Origin of the sequence: Rhizobium sp. MHM7A (assembly GCF_005862215.1) — a bacterium.
Lineage (GTDB): Bacteria > Pseudomonadota > Alphaproteobacteria > Rhizobiales > Rhizobiaceae > Rhizobium > Rhizobium bangladeshense.
The window spans coordinates 1,330,161-1,346,458 of record NZ_VCHT01000001.1 but is presented as its reverse complement, the minus strand read 5'-3'; the positions used below and the strand labels follow the sequence as shown (position 1 = coordinate 1,346,458).

12 protein-coding genes are annotated in these 16,298 nt (G+C 53.1%); 2 read left to right on the top strand and 10 right to left on the bottom strand.

What is annotated here, in order from left to right; genetic code table 11:
* The first annotated feature begins 216 nt into the window (after nucleotides 1-216).
* The gene (locus FFR93_RS07625) at nucleotides 217-8,196 is read left to right on the top strand and encodes a putative Ig domain-containing protein (protein ID WP_171049135.1); all 7,980 of its coding nucleotides are present in this window, start codon (nucleotides 217-219) and stop codon (nucleotides 8,194-8,196) included.
* A gap of 257 nt (nucleotides 8,197-8,453) precedes the next feature.
* Here the strand turns inward: FFR93_RS07625 and FFR93_RS07620 are convergent, their stop codons facing one another.
* The 4 genes from FFR93_RS07620 to FFR93_RS07605 all read right to left on the bottom strand — a co-directional run bounded on the left by FFR93_RS07620 (nucleotide 8,454) and on the right by FFR93_RS07605 (nucleotide 11,163).
* Complete coding sequence (locus FFR93_RS07620) at nucleotides 8,454-8,942, bottom strand: hypothetical protein (RefSeq protein ID WP_138392741.1); 489 nt, start codon at nucleotides 8,940-8,942, stop codon at nucleotides 8,454-8,456.
* Nucleotides 8,943-9,121: 179 nt separating this feature from the next.
* Complete coding sequence (locus FFR93_RS07615) at nucleotides 9,122-9,679, bottom strand: hypothetical protein (RefSeq protein ID WP_138392740.1); 558 nt, start codon at nucleotides 9,677-9,679, stop codon at nucleotides 9,122-9,124.
* 260 nt (nucleotides 9,680-9,939) lie between these two features.
* Entirely contained in the window at nucleotides 9,940-10,176 is a 237-nt protein-coding gene (locus tag FFR93_RS07610; protein WP_138392739.1) for a hypothetical protein, read from the bottom strand.
* Nucleotides 10,177-10,275: 99 nt separating this feature from the next.
* Nucleotides 10,276-11,163 carry a hypothetical protein gene (locus tag FFR93_RS07605; RefSeq protein WP_138392738.1) on the bottom strand — a complete coding sequence of 296 codons (888 nt, stop codon included), beginning with the start codon at nucleotides 11,161-11,163 and terminating at the stop codon, nucleotides 10,276-10,278.
* A 232-nt stretch (nucleotides 11,164-11,395) separates the two neighbouring features.
* Here FFR93_RS07605 and FFR93_RS07600 point away from each other — a divergent pair, with 232 nt between their 5' ends.
* Nucleotides 11,396-11,926 (top strand): hypothetical protein, encoded by a 531-nt coding sequence (locus FFR93_RS07600; protein ID WP_138392737.1) that lies wholly within the window; start codon nucleotides 11,396-11,398, stop codon nucleotides 11,924-11,926.
* A gap of 73 nt (nucleotides 11,927-11,999) precedes the next feature.
* Here FFR93_RS07600 and FFR93_RS07595 read toward each other — a convergent pair whose 3' ends face one another.
* The 6 genes from FFR93_RS07595 to FFR93_RS07570 all read right to left on the bottom strand — a co-directional run bounded on the left by FFR93_RS07595 (nucleotide 12,000) and on the right by FFR93_RS07570 (nucleotide 16,264).
* A complete protein-coding gene (locus FFR93_RS07595; protein WP_138392736.1) occupies nucleotides 12,000-12,734 on the bottom strand; it encodes a hypothetical protein in 735 nt (244 codons plus the stop codon).
* A gap of 142 nt (nucleotides 12,735-12,876) precedes the next feature.
* Entirely contained in the window at nucleotides 12,877-13,518 is a 642-nt protein-coding gene (locus tag FFR93_RS07590; RefSeq protein WP_138392735.1) for a suppressor of fused domain protein, read from the bottom strand.
* 183 nt (nucleotides 13,519-13,701) lie between these two features.
* Nucleotides 13,702-14,496, bottom strand: coding sequence for a hypothetical protein (locus tag FFR93_RS07585; RefSeq protein WP_138392734.1), 795 nt, complete (start codon nucleotides 14,494-14,496; stop codon nucleotides 13,702-13,704).
* Nucleotides 14,497-14,980: 484 nt separating this feature from the next.
* Complete coding sequence (locus FFR93_RS07580) at nucleotides 14,981-15,217, bottom strand: hypothetical protein (RefSeq protein ID WP_138392733.1); 237 nt, start codon at nucleotides 15,215-15,217, stop codon at nucleotides 14,981-14,983.
* A 3-nt stretch (nucleotides 15,218-15,220) separates the two neighbouring features.
* A complete protein-coding gene (locus tag FFR93_RS07575) occupies nucleotides 15,221-15,535 on the bottom strand; it encodes a hypothetical protein (RefSeq protein WP_138392732.1) in 315 nt (104 codons plus the stop codon).
* Between the two features lie 456 nt (nucleotides 15,536-15,991).
* Nucleotides 15,992-16,264 carry a hypothetical protein gene (locus tag FFR93_RS07570; RefSeq protein WP_138392731.1) on the bottom strand — a complete coding sequence of 91 codons (273 nt, stop codon included), beginning with the start codon at nucleotides 16,262-16,264 and terminating at the stop codon, nucleotides 15,992-15,994.
* Between the last annotated feature and the right edge of the window lie 34 nt (nucleotides 16,265-16,298).

Genomic DNA, 16,298 nt, shown 5'->3' with positions numbered 1-16,298 from the left:
TTCTAAGGAGATTCGCTTTGCGACAAGGGACTTGGCTTGAGCGTACGTGGTTGCCTGGTTGCCTGCCACGAGAAGTCCTCCATCGCCTTCACATAAATTCTTGCGCCTAGTATCATGTTGACACCGTAGCAACGGTGCAGTGACATTGCTGATATATTACCTTGATTAATGCCCGCCCCCGGACAATCATTTCCTTTACATGCCGAGGGTCGAGCAATGTTCCGTAAGATTTTTTCCACACTGATCTCTGTGTCGCTGATCGGGACTCCAATCAGCGCCTCCTCTCAGGAGTATTTCTTTCGGTACAACGTTTCGAGCGTTATAAAGGCAGAGACACCGACTGAAGAGGAGCCGGATTTTGAACCCGGCAACGACATTTCGGTCTATTTTGTATCGCCGGTAGGGGAGGCGTTTACGCGCGAACTCCCAGTCGCCACGCGGAATGTAGTGCTTTGGACGCTGGACAGCGGCTCTGTCCCAGCTGGATTTTCGATCAGCCGTGCCAGTGGCGTCATTTCGGGAATTGGTGAGCAAGCGCAGAAGTCGGTTGTGACCTATGTCGGCTACGATAGCTATGGAAACAAGATCGCACGCGCTAAGGTAAACTTCACCATTTTTGAGCGGATTGGCGTTGGCACGTCGGTCGACTACTACACTCACACAAACGAGTATTTTTATGCACAAATTCCGACGCCTGGTGGAGTAAATGTTGCCCGCTGGGAGGCATTCCCTGATCTAACCAATCCAGATGGGATGACGACCCGCAATGGGGCATTCGAAGGAATTCCGACGAAAGCAGGTACATATGCGGTTGGTTGGCAGGGGTACGATTATCTCGACCGTCCAATTGCTTATGCATATGGTAGTTTCCTGGTCGAAGACGGCCCGAAAGTAGTTGATATCGCGGACCAGACGATTGACCTGAACAAGGGGGAAACCTTTAAAATACAGGCCTCGGTTGAGCGTTCAGTCGGGACAATGACCTACAAGCTGGTTCCCGTGACTGTTCGGCCGAGTGGAATCACCTTCTCTTCGCTAACGGGCGAGATTGGTGGTGCATTCACAACATTCGACACATCGGCGCAATTTCAGATCGAGGCCCGGGATACTGCTGACGGCGCAGTCGGCCTTTCGAACGTCTTCACATTGAAGACAACAGCCGAGGAACTCTCACTCGACCGCATGGGGAACCTTTCCGGAACGGTTGGTAGCTACTTCGAGCGCACGTTCCCGACCGGATTGGGCAATGCCACATACACCGTTGTTTCAGGAGAATTGCCTCCAGGGATTTCGCTTTCTTCGACCGGCGTTCTTGCGGGTACGCCCACGATGAGTGGAGCGTCCTCCAATATCGTAATCGGCGTTAGTGGGCTCGGTGTTGAAGAAAAGACTTCAAATCCGTTCGCGTTTTATGTGTCGGCAGCGCCGTTTTCGGCCCAAGGGACATCTCTACATGTCCGCACGAACCAAGCGTTCGCGGTCCCCTTGCCAACCGTCAATGGAGCGATGGCGGAAATAAGTTATACGCTCAAACCGAGCACCACTCTTGTCGGCGATGTGACGTTTGCAGACGGCCTGTTCTCATCGCAAGCTGGCATCGCAGAGGCCGGTAATTACACTTTCGGAGTTTTGGTTTCGTCTGGCGGACATACCGTGTCGGCATACAACTACGTGACGGTTCATGACCCGTTGTCGCTACAGTATGCGTCGTCCACAGCTGTGAAGCGCCGCGAGCGTGTCTTTATCCAGCCTACCTTCAATTTCCAGAACACCTTCGGCGAGGCCCGCTTCACGGCGTCTGGTCTCCCTTCTTGGATAAAATTGAGAGCGACTTCAGGAGTCATTACGGTCGAGCCGAGTGCGTCTGTTACACCAGGAACTTACGGTCCCTTCAAGGTTACGGTAACGGATGATTTCAATACTCCGGTTGATTCCAATAATTTCAATATCGTTGTGGAGGATCGTGAATACGTTGAAGGGACGCTCGTAGACACGACGGTTGATCGGTTCGTAATGAATGGGTTCAGCTTCACCAGCCCTCTCGGCAAGATCGACAATGCGGTAGGTGAGATCAGTGTTAGCCTGGTTGGCGGCGACCTTCCAAGCGCGTTGAGTATCGAAAAGGCCTACGTCAATTACATCTTTGTACGTGGCACGACGTCGGACCCAGTCGGCACCGTTTACGAAAACCTTCGGGTGAAGGTGACCGATTCCGACGGAGACAAATATTCCTGGACGAGCGAACCATTCGACCTTGTTGTTGTTGAGCCCCAAGCTCCGCGCCCAATCAATGGAGACCTTAATTTCGAGCACACGTGGTCAGTTAATCAGGAAATGACCCGCCTGGCCCTGCCAGAGGTCTCCAATGCGTACGGCAACGTGACGTACGCATTGGATGCGGAAGATGCGGCAACCTACGGACTAACGTTGGAAGACGGAACGATTGGGAATAGCGCGACTGTTCGCAAGCTTGTCAAAGGAACTTTCACGCAGGCTGGAACGTACCGAGTTGGCTACCAGATTAAGGACCAATTGGACCGCGATCCGGTTTCCGGCACGATTACCATTAAGATTTTGCCTGAAATGACGCTTTCGATGCCGACAGAAAATGGGAAAATCACCTTCAATCGTGGGACTTATGGTGAGTTCACGTCGGTGCGAACAAATGGCGTGCCGAGTTTCGTTTATAGTTCCCTCCCAAGTGATGTGAAACTTCCGGACGGCCTGGTGTTTGATAGATGGACCGGGCGCATTTACGGTACACCATTGAACGAGGGGCAAGCGGAAATCAGCATTCGCGTGACGGACGTGACAGGTGATTTCGCAGACACGCTTACGTTCGTTGTTGATGTCGACCCACCGCTTCCTTTCTCGTTCTCCTTCCCAGCGTTGCCGCTTACGGCTGGCAAGCCTTCGACCTTGAGCCCGACGCTGATCAACGCCATGGGCACAAAGGAAGACATCGTCTGGACGGTTTCCGGCACGCTGCCGCCTGGTATGGAGTTCGTGAATGACGTTTCATCGAACCGCTATGGCAGCTTCTACGGCACGGTGAGGACACCTGGCATCTACAGTGATGTCTACGTTTCGGCTTATGACCGCAAAGGAAAACTTCGCTATCCGGAGAGTGGCTCGGAGCGAGTGACGATCAAGGTTGCGCCGGAAAAGGCCATCGAATTTGCTACCCAGACGTTCTACGCCCGGGCGGGCGCTGCAGCACGAACATGGACGCTATCGCCAAATTATGTGCTCGCACCCCTCACCTTCACTTTTGCTGAGGGAGCCGATCTCCTTGCGGAATATGTATCGATGGACTCCCTGACGGGTTCGATCACTGGGTCCTTCCGCGATCCGAATAACTACGGCACGTCAGTGACTATCACGGATACGCTTGGCCGCACAAAGACAGCAGCGGTGAACTTCATGGTACGGGGGGACCTGTCGGTTTCAGTTCCAGTGGAGACGATTTTCAACCAGTATGATGAAGCCGACCGGCTGGTTCCTGTTGCCACGAATGGTCTTGGCAGCCTCAGCTATGAGTTGACGTTAGACAGCCCATCCCTACCTGCTGGTCTCAAAATCGATCCAACGACAGGAGTAATCAGCGGACCTGCGACCGGTACAAATGCGACTGTGAGCGGTTTCAAGATCAAGGTTGCGGACAGCTTCGACGGCACCACAGCCATCAGCGGTCCGTTTAGCATCACGGTGACACAACGTGAGCACCTTAACGTCGCCGACATGGACATCACCGCTAAGGCCTTCGATGAAATTGACCGACAGATTGGGGTTGAGAAAGATTATCCTCCTGTCACGTTCACGTTCAATCCAGTGCTTCCGGAAGAGTTGGAACTGGTCAACGGTCGCCTTTCCGGATCGTTCAGTGGGCCTTACTCCCAGACGTTCACGGTAACCGCCGTTGACGCCAAGGGTGGGACACTGGGTACGGATACGGCGACGATAAACGTCAATGTGACGAACCGGGACCCCTTGACACTTGTCGGCGACGTCCGGACCTACACCTTGAAGCAGTATGGAGATGTAATACCGTTCAAACCGTTCGCGGCCGAGCATGCTCTTGCCGACGTGAGCTGGTCTATCAGTCCAGACTTGCCTACCGGTCTAACGTTCGACAACGGTACGATCTCGGGACGTTCAACCGTTGCGCTGAACGATGAGACCTTCACGATCACAGCGACAGACGGAAAAGGTTCTCTTGGCACAGACCAGGAGGCCATCCAGCTAAAGATCGATCCGCGTGATGCGCTTAATCTTATCGGCCCTGAGACGTTCACCTTTAGCCTCTATTTCCCAGGTTATTTCGATCTCGCTAGCGAGAACGAGATTGACGGCGCGACATTCTATGTTGAGCCCCCGCTTCCTAGTGGCTTCGCTCTCGATGCTGCTACCGGGCGGGTTTCGGCCCAACCAACTGCAAAATTCGACGCAGTGTCTTATAACTTCCGCGTCGAAGACGGCGTTGGCGCGTTGAAATCGAAGGCTATCAGCCTGAGCGTTGGGGATCGCCTGGCCCCGGTGGTTACGACTGATGGGTCTTCACCTCTCATGGGTATCGCGAACCTCTCGATGAGCCAGCCAGTTTCAGCAACCAATGTCATCGGCATTCCCGCCTGGCAGCTGATTTCTGGCACGCTTCCGTCGGGTGTTGCTTTCGACACCGTATCTGGGGCGTTCACGGGTACGCCGACTGTCATTGGCCTGTTTGAGGATATCGTTGTTCAGGTTGGTGACACCTATGAAGGGGTTACGACCTGGTCTGCTCCGAAATCGATAAGCCTGCAGATCGTTGAGGACGGCAGTGTGATGACTGTTGCAGTTGAACCTGCAGTTCAACGTGTCGGGCAATTGCTGAAAACAACCGCACCGGTTATCGAGAACAATATTGGCGCACTCTCCTATTCGGCGACGGGACTTGAGGGAACCGGCCTGACGTTGGACCCAAAGACGGGTGTGATCAGTGGAACGCCGACCTCAGTCAAAATCATTCCGGTGACGCTAACGGCAAAAGACTCAGCGGGTCGCGAGGCTTCGACTACTTTCGAAATCAGCGTTCTTCCGACACTAATCCTTTCGATGTCCACGAATACCGACCTTCTCTACAACTATAGCTTCGTGGATGCCGGTGCTTTCCAGCCGCGCGTAGAAAACGCTTATGGTTCGACGAACTGGGCTTTGTCGGGAACTGAAAATCTGCCACCTGGCATCAATTTCGACGTGACCACCGGCACCTTCACTGGCACTCCTACCGCCGTTGGATCGTTTGGACCGTTCTCTTTGACGGTCGGTGACAGTCTAAGCGGAACGACGTCAAAATCAGGCCTTTACATGACGGTCTACATGAACGAAGACCCGATCAGCCTCGATGTATTCGATGTCGTGACGAAGGTCGGCTACGCGTTTGAATCTGCGGCTCCGGTGATCAGCAACACGCTTGGCACTTATCGCTTCTACTCCCTCGACCTTGGATCGACCGGGCTTTCGGTCAACCCCGTAGATGGCAAATTGTCTGGCACGCTAGGTTCGGTGCAGGACACGAACTTCAACATTTCAGTGACCGATGAAACGCTACGCGTAACATCGAAGCCCCTCCGTGTCCAAGTTCTGCCAAATATGACGCTGACGGCTCCAAACCTGATTACGGTTTCTGCGCAGGAGCCAATGAAGCCTATAGCCGTGACGCGAGCAAATGTGGTCGGCGAGGCTGTTTGGAACCCGCTTCCTGATGGAGTTCTGCCACCGGGTGTGACCTTCAACACCTCGACTGGTATATTCGAGGGGACACCTGAGGTCCTAGGCACTTTCGGACCATTTACCGTTACCAGCACTGACAGCCTGGGCGACACGGGTGTTTCGAACGAAATCACCATTCGCTCGCAAGCAGGTGCGCTTTATCTTCGTCTCCTGTCCAGCGCTCTGCCGGAAGGCACGAAGCGAATTGCCCCCTACTCCTTCGACTTCAAGAGCCTTGTCGAAATCGACGGCATGGATGCTTCCGAACTTACCTGGGTGATTGAACCAGCACCTGCAGGTCTGACATTCAACACCGCGACCGGGGTCTTGTCCGGCACGCCGACAGCTTCGGGAAATTTCGGCTTTACGGTAACGGCAAGCGGCAACGGCAAGTCCTCGTCGGCAAATTACAGCCTCGCGGTAAAACTGCCGACAACTGGTCTCGAACTTGCGGATTCCATTCTGCCGACTGTAAAGCGTGCGCGGTCTGGTGTTGATAACAGTTACAGCTTCGACTTCAAGACGCTCACCACGGTCAACAACATTCCGCTGGCTGACGTATCCTACAAGGTCGAACCCCTTGCCAGTGGCGAAAGTCTGCCGACCAATATCACGCTGGCGAGCAATGGCGTTCTTTCTGGCCTGACAAACGACGCGGAAAGCACGCATACTTTCCGCGTAACGGCCTCTTACCAAAACGGATCAGACGAGAACTTCTCCTCTACCAAAACCTACATTTTGAACATCAAGGATGAGATTAAGTTCGAATTTGGCGATGCCGTTCTCAGCTCGGCTTTCAAGCGTGCGCCCTACACCTTCGACCTGATGGGTCTTCTTGATCCGTCAAAGACCGAAGGGATAAACACCAGCGATCTTACATGGACGTGGGCAGTCAATCCGAACCGCGACACGGCGACCACTATGTCGACCCTTCCAGCCGGATTGACTGTCGATGGATCAACAATTTCAGGAACGCTCGCCAACAGCGGCACCTATGATTTGATTTTCACCGCGTCTTATGACGGCCGTACCCGCTCGAAGGTCTTCATCCTGCAGTCCGATCTGCAACAGATCAGTCTGAGTTTCAAGGATACTACGCTTCCGGCAGGCGAGGTGAACAAGACCTATTCGCTGGCGTTGAGGGATTACATTGATGCGACCAACCTCCCGGTTGCGGACGTAAAGGATTTCAAGGCCAACGCCACCACCGTAGACAGCGGCGAAGTAAGCGGTTTGCCGAGCGGTCTTTTCCTGAACACGAATACAGGCATAGTTTCAGGGACTGCGACGGCCAAGGGCAAATATAAATTTGAGGCCCAAGCCTCATGGTCCAATCAGGCCGCGCAACCCGAAAGCGCGACCGCAAAGCACGTTTACACAATCACGATCCAAGGCGTTACCTTCAAGTTCACACAGGTCGAGACCGGCACGGCGCACAGCTGCGGTATTACTGTCGAAGGCGGCGTGAAGTGCTGGGGCAGCGGCGGCGTGGGGCAGCTAGGTAACAGCAAAATGGTGAGTAGCCTCACGCCAGTGGATGTGACCGGATTAACTTCCGGGGTTGCAAGCATCAGCTTGGGCGCATACCACAGTTGTGCGGTTACATCGAACAATCTTGCCAAGTGCTGGGGGATGGGCGAACACGGCCAACTCGGTAATGGCCAAGTCCTCAGCAAAAGCAGCCCTCAGTCAGTCACTCGATCCGATTGGGCACAAATTGCTGCTGGAAGCAACCACACCTGCGGCATGACCACCTCGGGGTCCGTCTATTGTTGGGGGCTAGGCTCGAATGGCCGGTTGGGCGTTAACGCTGCTGGTACGGTCGCTGGCCCAAATCCGGTTTCGGCACTGGACGGGATCGCAGCTCAAATAACAACTGGTGTTGACCATTCCTGCGTGTTGACGAAAAGCGGAGGGGTAAAGTGTTGGGGTGTCGGCATGTATGGAAAAGTCGATGGCGCAAGTACCAACAATAAAACTACGCCAACCGATGTGACTGGGGTCACATCGGGAATTGTAAATGTCGCGGCCGGGGGAAAACACACCTGTGCGATCCGGACTACGGGAGCATTGGCGTGTTGGGGTAATCCTGGCAATGGTACCCCAAACCCACCTGCGCCCCCCACGAATATCAGCGGGTTCACAAGCGGAAATGTCGACCTGGAAGCTGGAGAGGAGCACACGTGCGTTATTACGACCAGCGGTGCAGCGAAGTGTTTGGCGCTCAATAACGCCTACGGTCAGATTGGAAACGGGACAACTGCTAGAACTCCCAACAATGTCGTAGGCTTGAGTTCCGGAGTGGTCCACATTAGTGCGGGCGGAAATACCACCTGTGCCGCTCTGAGCGATCAGACATTAAGGTGCTGGGGACAAAACAGCCAAGGTCAAGTCGGTGACGGAACGACAACTGACCGATGGGCTCCGGTCGGTGCAGCAAATTGACGATGGGTCGCGAAGGAACGGCCAGCCGACTAGTCGGCTGGCCGTCGGTAAGCGCTGTAAGCCGATGCTTCTGGAACTGAAGAACGACATCATGAACACCACGAGAATTGGGTCTTACTGGACAGGAAGAGTGCCGCTATTTTGTGGTTACCGCCTGGCGAACGGGATAACCCTTATCTGAATTAGCGGCCTACTTTGCTGAGGGATGATAACAGCTCTTATCGGCCGTTGCAGGTCGACCCTGCCGTACCGCAAGTTTATTCGCCGCCCATGTCCCAACCGGCTTTTCGGAAAATTTCCTTCAACTGCCCCGCCATTGGCTCAGGGTCCCACTCCTTCTTCTCAATTCGGCTCTTAAATCGATCCATTGGCTTCATCAGGATTTCTGGGTCGAGACCGCTTTGAGGATCAGCCGCCATCTCAGTGATTTCCGCTATTGCAGATGTCACTGCCGGGGGTGCGTTGACCGGAACATCAAATTTCCAATGGGCGAAAGTCGTGTCGAATGGGTCATCGTGGTCGGATATAAACCCGACCAAGCCCGACAGGGTTTCGTTTTCCTGAATGTACCTCGAACGATGGCCACCCCCGGTTCTCGTCAGTATCACTAGTTTTGGTCGACCTGGCTCATCGATATCAAGGTATGCGTCACGGAAACGCGGCACCTGCCCATGTTCTAGGTTGAGGGCATGAAGTACGAGACCTGCCAACTTGTTGGTCCCTGCGACCATACTGAAAGCGCTCATCCGTGATCTCCAAAGTGTTCCGAACCACCCTTTTTATGGTGAAACCGTCGAGCTAACAAGATTGATCTGACAGACGCCGCCGACGCATTTCTTCGTCGCATCGGGGTGCGATAGTATATCGCTGCCGCAGTGCGTTAATTTATACCGCAAATGATTCTGGCCATCGGCACGTCATAACCCTAGCGTAGCAAATATGCTCGCACAGGCTCTTCGCCTGGCCTTGGGGAAATCGCGAAAATGGTATTGTACGTCCTAAACCCCATTGTAGAGAACTTTACGAATGAACCGGACTTTTCGTCTGTCTGGCTTGCAACCTCCAAGAGGCCGAGAGCGGTTAATTCTTCGACACCTTTCAGTCCAGTTGTCTCCACCCCCTCGTGGTAGGGGCTATCCGTGATCCTACCAAGGGTCCCGACCCATCCATCCCAGCCGAACTCTTCAAAGTTCACGCAGATAGGGAAGAGTTCGTGCAAAAGCTCCAGGTTGGGCCTGTAGATCGCCTCTGCAATGAAAGCGCGGACCCCACCGGATACAGAAGTGCCAAATACCTCGGAGAAGCGATTGTCATACCTCCAAAGGGAGCAGCCAGGGTGCTGCTTCATAAAGGCATCAACGTCGAAATCTAAGACTGCCTGGATGACAGTATTCTTGAAGGGTTCCAAGACGTCGTCAGAGGCTGCATCCTTGAAGCGGAAATTTGCCATAAATGATCTGACGACGTCGTGACCAAAGTTCATAATGTCGCCTAACGGATTTGCATTAAGCACGACGTTGCCCTCACAAGGAAATCTTTCACCTATTTAACTGTCGTCATGGTTTTGTCAAATCAGTCATAGACTTTTAGCGGCACAGAAATCCGTGCGATACCCTTGTGCTGAGGTAAGGTTCTCGAACTGTTTGTTCGATAGATAGTGAAATCGCGTCAGGAGTAATTTCTGGCGAAACGCGATGTATTGGATCGTCGATAAGGCCTCTTATCGGCCTTTGTCCGAAATAATCAGAGGCGCATTCCGTTCGAAACGGGCATGATGTCCGTCATCTTCACGCCCTTTAACTGCAGCAGGCTTTCGAGTTCGTGGTAACCGCCATTGCTCGTCGGCTGATCGCCGGTCGTCACCTGAAAGACGTCTCGACCGTCGGCATCGTCGTACTTCCAGATCGTGCGATCCGTCCCGTCGATGGAGATGGTGCCAAATTTCTGCCAATCAGGCGCTGTAGTCGTGGAGTTCGACATGTTGTTCATCCTGTTTTCGATGGTAGACGATCACTCCGCCAGCAGCTTAAAACAATGCTCATCTCTGCAATCAGTCGTCTTAGTCGATCTGCAGACACCTCACATGGTAAGTCGCTGTTCAGCTGCGAGGACGTCCTGCCAGCTGGCGAACATCACCGGGTCGGTTTCACCGTTGTTTTCCGGTGCTTTCAGCGTCTCGTGATTTTCCAGCGCAATGCGCAAGTCGACTAGCTCCGCGACGCTGGCAAATCTTTCTCCGTCACCTTGATAATTGATGGCGATTACCGACCACCACGGCTGGTCCGCATAGGTGTAGGACGTAACACCGTCAGCAGAAGCGAGAATCCAGAACGCATCTTCCTGGTCTGGGATCGGCTTGATCAGGTGCTGCTGATAACGGTGTGGGCTGCAGGAAAGCCGGAACCCTGCGTCGATGGCTGGCTTCATAGGGCTTTCCGCGATTTCCTTTTCGGTCCGCCGACGGATCACTTCCAGTTCACTAACGCAGGTTTCAAGTTGTTCGCGGATGCTATCGATCATGGGGCCGTTCAGCCCGAGGTAAAGCAAATGGTCGAACTGCCGTGCCGCGATATCGACATCTGAAACGGCGACCCCATAGTCGACCTGTGTCAAACGTTCTCCAACGTGGAGCATATAGTGTTGGACGGCCTGCACCATCGCCCACTGTTGCTCCTCCTGCTGGCTTCGCCGTACATCGTTGTCAGCTGAGGGTATGTTCGTTCGCAGCGCCTGGTTGACCAGATAATTATCCCACTTCGGAAGGTTCACCGCCGCTGGGTTATTTACGTCTCGCAGCTTGTCTGCAACAGGCTCGTCGCCTGGCCGCGCTTCACTGTTTCTTCCGAGCAGAATGTTATCTGCAATCGGAGCTGGACCTACCGTCGGCGGCAGGTCTTCAAGCTTGAGACGACTGTTGTTGGCAGCTCGCTGATGGATGCGGTTTCTCATGTGTTCGGTGAAGGACATTTGTCGTCTCCTGCTGCTCTCTTAGAGCTGTATATCAGGGTAAAGCTTGAAACAACGATAAAGGAGGCGGCTGCTCCTTGTCGATCAAGCAGTTCTCATGGTTCACAGGCACCGAAATGTAAATTCTTCTAAGTCACAGATCATCGCATCACAGAATTCCTTGATAAAAAGTACCCGACCCTCTATCTGCGATGAAGTGAATTCGCCTGCATTTGGTGTGAGGATGTGACTGATGGCTATGGAACCAGGCTATGATGGCGGGCAATTTCCGCTTCGCCGAATTATTGTCCGCCACTGTAAAAATGACGATGGCACCATCACCACGACAGTCGAAGGTGCGGGACCGTGGTATTCCAGGCAGTCGACTACAACCAGCCGGACCGGCAAAGTCACGACCCAGCTTGGCGGCGAAATCTTCGGCACTGGTCAACAGACCGTCTCTAGAATTCTCATCGAACACCTGAGTGGCTTCAGTGCTGTGGTCAATGTGCCGTGTATCGATAAGTATGGTCACCCCTCATCGGAGGGACGAATTGTTACTGAAGAAGACCTTGAGGGTATCGCCAGGACTCTTGATCACGGGGTTCCGCTAGTCCTTAGTCTCTACGACGAATTCAAAGCGGTTCTCGTCAAGAAGCTCGGGGTGTCCGCTCCAAGCGAAGATGATCTTTACGGTTGGTGCTGCCTCGTTTGTAAGGCGTCTGACAATGGCATTATGGAAGAGGTCTTCCAGCATTTTGCCGGGAAGCCGACGACCCATTGATCGCCGAACATTGATTTTCCAACGTCGGCGATCATACCATTAAAGATTCAGGCAGACTTCCTTATGAGTGATGTCAGTGCTCTGCCATATAATCAGGCCACTTCGGGTCGTTGTAACGAGTTTCCATAATTTTGTGCCAGTCCTCGGCCTTCCCCATGGCGGACATGGTTTTTAGGAGATCGTGGTCATCCTGCTTTTGCTGCAGGTATACCAGGTAGGAATTGTAGTCTGAAACGCCTGTCATCGACATCAATTTCCAGTTTTCGCGCTGCCAAACATAAGCTGCCCCTATCGCCTCTGGAGAACGCATACCCTTCAGTTGTCTGATTTCCGACACATGTCCAAGCGACTTCATCGAGAGATCAAGACGCGTAAGCGCAGGACCAGCATAGGCAACAGCGCGAGCATTTATCTCGTCTAGTCCGCCGCGCCCTTGTGTCATGAGTACGAGAGCGATGATTCCTGCGACAACGGCTGCGTTACGTGAAAACTTCCCGTCGACCAGGAGCCTGAAGAGAATGCCCGCGCTGAAGGCTATCGGTGCAATCAGGTACGGCGATGTGGTCGTGAATAACTCATTCTCCGGATAGGTAGTAAATTCGCTAAATGGTCGAGCTATAAACCATACCCACGTCGCCCAGGCCAATGCAAAAGGCGCAGCAATCGCCGCAGACCGTCTCGAAGTCACAAGAAGGCCCAGCGCGAAGGATAGATCGACAAAAAGCGCTGATACGATTGCAGCGCCGTGGAGGTATGCCCCGTTCTTTCCAAATTTTTCGAGATATAGAGCAACAACTTTATTCAACATGAGCAATTTCCCTTTGTCGATAATCAAGTCTCCGGTCTGTTTGAGGAACTGTCAATAAAGCTCGTATGCTTGTCTAGAATTTCCGCGAGGTCGGCTCAAGCTGATATCGAGGTCCGTGGCTGTGCAGACCCAGGATTTCGTTTTAAAACAGAGACTGTCGCCATGGGTCATTGATCGGGTGGTGACCGGCATCGCTTAGCTGTTCGATAAGGAGATCAGCTCCTTCCTGTCTCAACAGTTCCCATTCTTTATCGCTTATGGCTGTGAGGCTTCTTACGGTGACCTTTCCGGCTGGAGTATCGAAACTCGGGTATGCGGCGGATTCGGTGATCACCAATGTCCGGAGGCTGCATCGAGGATCGCCATTCAATGGCGCATGCATTGGGATTCTGTCATAGAGACCGAGCGGCTCGCTTCCAGGATAATGACCAGCACACAGGAGAGTGTCGAACGCTAAAACAGATTGGAGGCATCGGATCGCCCAGTCGCCTGGCTCGGTCACCGCGAGCGCGAACTCTACACCTGCCTCGTCACGAGCTTCCTCGTCGTCTTCATCGATATCGTATGGATTGGAATGGCCGGAGGTGATGTAAATCCAGGAGGCTCGCTCCTGCGTAGGTGCAAACTCGAAAATGCCATGGTGACGCCAGCGAGGGTCGATCTGTGTAGCGCCAAATTTCTGGAACAGGTCCCATTCCAGCGGGAATATACCTCGGGAGTGCGGTCCAAAGAGGCCAGGATAAATCTCCTCTTCTCGTATTTCCCAGACGGTTTCTAGGTCCATGTCATTCCCGACGAATTGATGAATACCTCACCAGACTAGCATCGATGTCGATCTCGATCAGCCGATAATGACCCTTATAGGCTCCATCGCAGTCAAATCTTTGGGCCGGTAGCACCCGCATATTCTTCGCGCGGCCCGATGATCCAAGACATTTCTTCTATGTTTTCATAGGCCTGGAGCGCCTCAATCGATTGGGTCCCGCCGAAATCGTGGAATCGCCAGAAGTGGCCGTCGCATTCCAAAACCATCTCTTCTCGGTTTGGATTGATTGTGTCTTCCTTCGCGGATGTGAGTGGGGTGGAAACCATAGCCCTCGTAGTCTGTGCCGTCGGGAAGCTTCCCGTATCCGATCACGGACAGCATAGAGCGATCCACCTTGTATACCGGAATGCGATCATAGTCGGGCATGTAGGTGTCGCCCCAACCGTCTTTGAACTTTTTGCGCATGCCTACGGCAAGGGTAAATTCGCTATTGTGACGAAGACCGGTCACAACGCCGATGGACCCAGGAAGCGGATAACTTTTCCTGTCGTCTGAGAGCTGGAGCGAATGTTCATAGTCGGGAACACCTTCAAATCGAACTATGGTACCGATTGGTAGAAAGGCATCTATTGGGTTCTGTTCGAGGAGTTGCAGCTTGACGTTCAAAGCTTCGATATGCCGCTCGTATTTTCTTAGTTCTTCCTCAATGAGCGGCTTCTCCTGACGTGCATATTCAGCTACATCCTTGTCGCTGAACTCCGCCATTCGTGTATACCGGTCAAGACTTTCGGTCTTGCGATTCATCTCGGTCTTAATCTTGTGGAGTTGTTTGCGGATGTAGGCAGAGACATCATTGGCTGCGCTGATAATTGGATCGTTCGATTTCTCGCTCACTGTAGCCTTGGGCTCGCTCGCCTGCATCAACGCCCGGACCTGGTCAGCGTTTGCTCTTACCCAAGCTTCTTCTTCAGGTGTGAGGGGCGTGTTCGAATTCATTTGGTCGGCCTCTAAGTGCGTGCTTTACAGGCTAACTGCTTGGGCTGAAAGAATGAACTCCTAACGGGCCAGACGCAGGGCTTGGAAGCCCGGGAGCCCGGCTCATCCTCGACGGCACCTGAATTTCAGAAACTCATCGGAAACGATCTCAATGATCTGTTCCGTCGCGCCGGGCGGAAACTTGGCATCCTTAAAGAAGAGCCGGTAGAAACGCCTTCACCTTCCGCGCGGGGGCTGAACTGGAAGCATCGATAATGGCTATTATCGACTTCTGTGCTCCCAGTAACGAGCACAATCCGCGTCACAGTTACCCAGGTCTTTTGTCACGGTGTCTGGAGTACATCGAGACGGCGCTGAAGCGTATCAGCGGCCACGACCAGGAACGAATGCAATATCGCTGCTGACCTTGTCGAGGACGCCACTCCCTCCCCTCCCACGATGTGATAGTAGCAGCGAGGCCCTGTGTGGCCTCGGTCGCTCATTCTTAGAGTCTAACATCGCTGCCCAGGATGCGTAGGAAATGTAGCATTCCGCTTTTCCTATCGGTCATCATTACCTCGATGCTTGTTTCCTCCACTTCACTCACGGTAACAGTCTGACCTGACATCGACCTCAGAAATGAGGCCTCATCCTCTGGAAGACCAGCGACCATTTCGTCGGTTACATGCAACAGCGTCACCTGATCATTTTCAGATAGCTTCCGCCCATTAACGTCGTTCATGTTCTACTTTCCTGCTGTTTCACAACCAATATGCTTGGGTTGCATTCCCAATGCGTGAGTTGCCTTTCGCTTGGCTTCTTTCACCGCCATCGGACAATTTGCTGCCGTCGCCTCCCCAAAAGTGAACAGTGGCACACCATCTTTAAGATTGCCAGGAATGTTCCCATTTGCATCGGCGCGGCAAATTGCCGTGCAGCCTTTCTTTGGCCTTTTGGGCATAGGTACTGTGCGTTTGATCGGCGTCTCTTGGGTGTTCGATACCCCAGCGAACTGCTTTGCCAGTGAAACGATGTAGTTAGTGCACGCTACGTTTTCCAAGCAACTCTCGATGCTTGCGACCCCGCGATTGATTAGACCACGCGTAACCCACTCACGGCATGGTGCAGCCCGTAAGCATAGCGCGGCACCTGCTCCACCAAGGCCTAAGCCTTTCGTGAGCAGTCCAGACGAGGCGTGGTTTGGTACTAAGACTATTGAGGACATGAGATATGTGAGGAAAAGCAAATAACGCACTAAACCATTCCTTTCGGCATAACCCCAATCCTTCTAACAGGAATTCGGTACCGAAATCTTAACAAAACAATGATGTCAACATTACGCATCCCGCTCGACATACAGCGCACTGAAATAATCGGTCAAAAGCCGTTCCAGTTCCACGTCCTTGAAGGTAACCACAATAATGACTGCTTTAATTTCGTCAGTTGCTGGTTTCCAAAAAACCGACCTTCAGATCAGGAAATGACCTTAAATCCATCCTCACTCAATGCCTTCGCATCAACCTGCGACTTCTGCCCTCGCCCGCATGAGTCTGTCCACGTAGTCACTCATAAAAGGTTCTACGAGTTGTTTTTCTAATTGAGCGAGGACCTTCAGCAGAACCTTATACTCGCTGTCATGTTGAAAACACACGTCGGGCAACTCGCAATCAGGGTCTAACCAGCGAGAAAGCAACTCCAGCAAAACGAGCGCCTCGGGATGGGTCAATTTGACCAGGTGTTCGTCCTGGGAGGACTCATTAGTTGCTGAAGAAGGATTCAGATCGCTCATCACCCAACAATAACTTCAGGCTGTCCTGGTCGCA

Excerpts from the sequence above, each read along its gene's own strand:
- FFR93_RS07595 (WP_138392736.1), bottom strand. The coding sequence starts at position 12,734 with ATGTTGAATAAAGTTGTTGCTCTATATCTCGAAAAATTTGGAAAGAAC.
- FFR93_RS07625 (WP_171049135.1), top strand. The coding sequence starts at position 217 with ATGTTCCGTAAGATTTTTTCCACACTGATCTCTGTGTCGCTGATCGGG.
- FFR93_RS07610 (WP_138392739.1), bottom strand. The coding sequence starts at position 10,176 with ATGTCGAACTCCACGACTACAGCGCCTGATTGGCAGAAATTTGGCACC.
- FFR93_RS07620 (WP_138392741.1), bottom strand. The coding sequence starts at position 8,942 with ATGAGCGCTTTCAGTATGGTCGCAGGGACCAACAAGTTGGCAGGTCTC.
- FFR93_RS07615 (WP_138392740.1), bottom strand. The coding sequence starts at position 9,679 with ATGAACTTTGGTCACGACGTCGTCAGATCATTTATGGCAAATTTCCGC.
- FFR93_RS07580 (WP_138392733.1), bottom strand. The coding sequence starts at position 15,217 with ATGAACGACGTTAATGGGCGGAAGCTATCTGAAAATGATCAGGTGACG.
- FFR93_RS07585 (WP_138392734.1), bottom strand. The coding sequence starts at position 14,496 with ATGAATTCGAACACGCCCCTCACACCTGAAGAAGAAGCTTGGGTAAGA.
- FFR93_RS07570 (WP_138392731.1), bottom strand. The coding sequence starts at position 16,264 with ATGAGCGATCTGAATCCTTCTTCAGCAACTAATGAGTCCTCCCAGGAC.
- FFR93_RS07590 (WP_138392735.1), bottom strand. The coding sequence starts at position 13,518 with ATGGACCTAGAAACCGTCTGGGAAATACGAGAAGAGGAGATTTATCCT.
- FFR93_RS07605 (WP_138392738.1), bottom strand. The coding sequence starts at position 11,163 with ATGTCCTTCACCGAACACATGAGAAACCGCATCCATCAGCGAGCTGCC.
- FFR93_RS07600 (WP_138392737.1), top strand. The coding sequence starts at position 11,396 with ATGGCTATGGAACCAGGCTATGATGGCGGGCAATTTCCGCTTCGCCGA.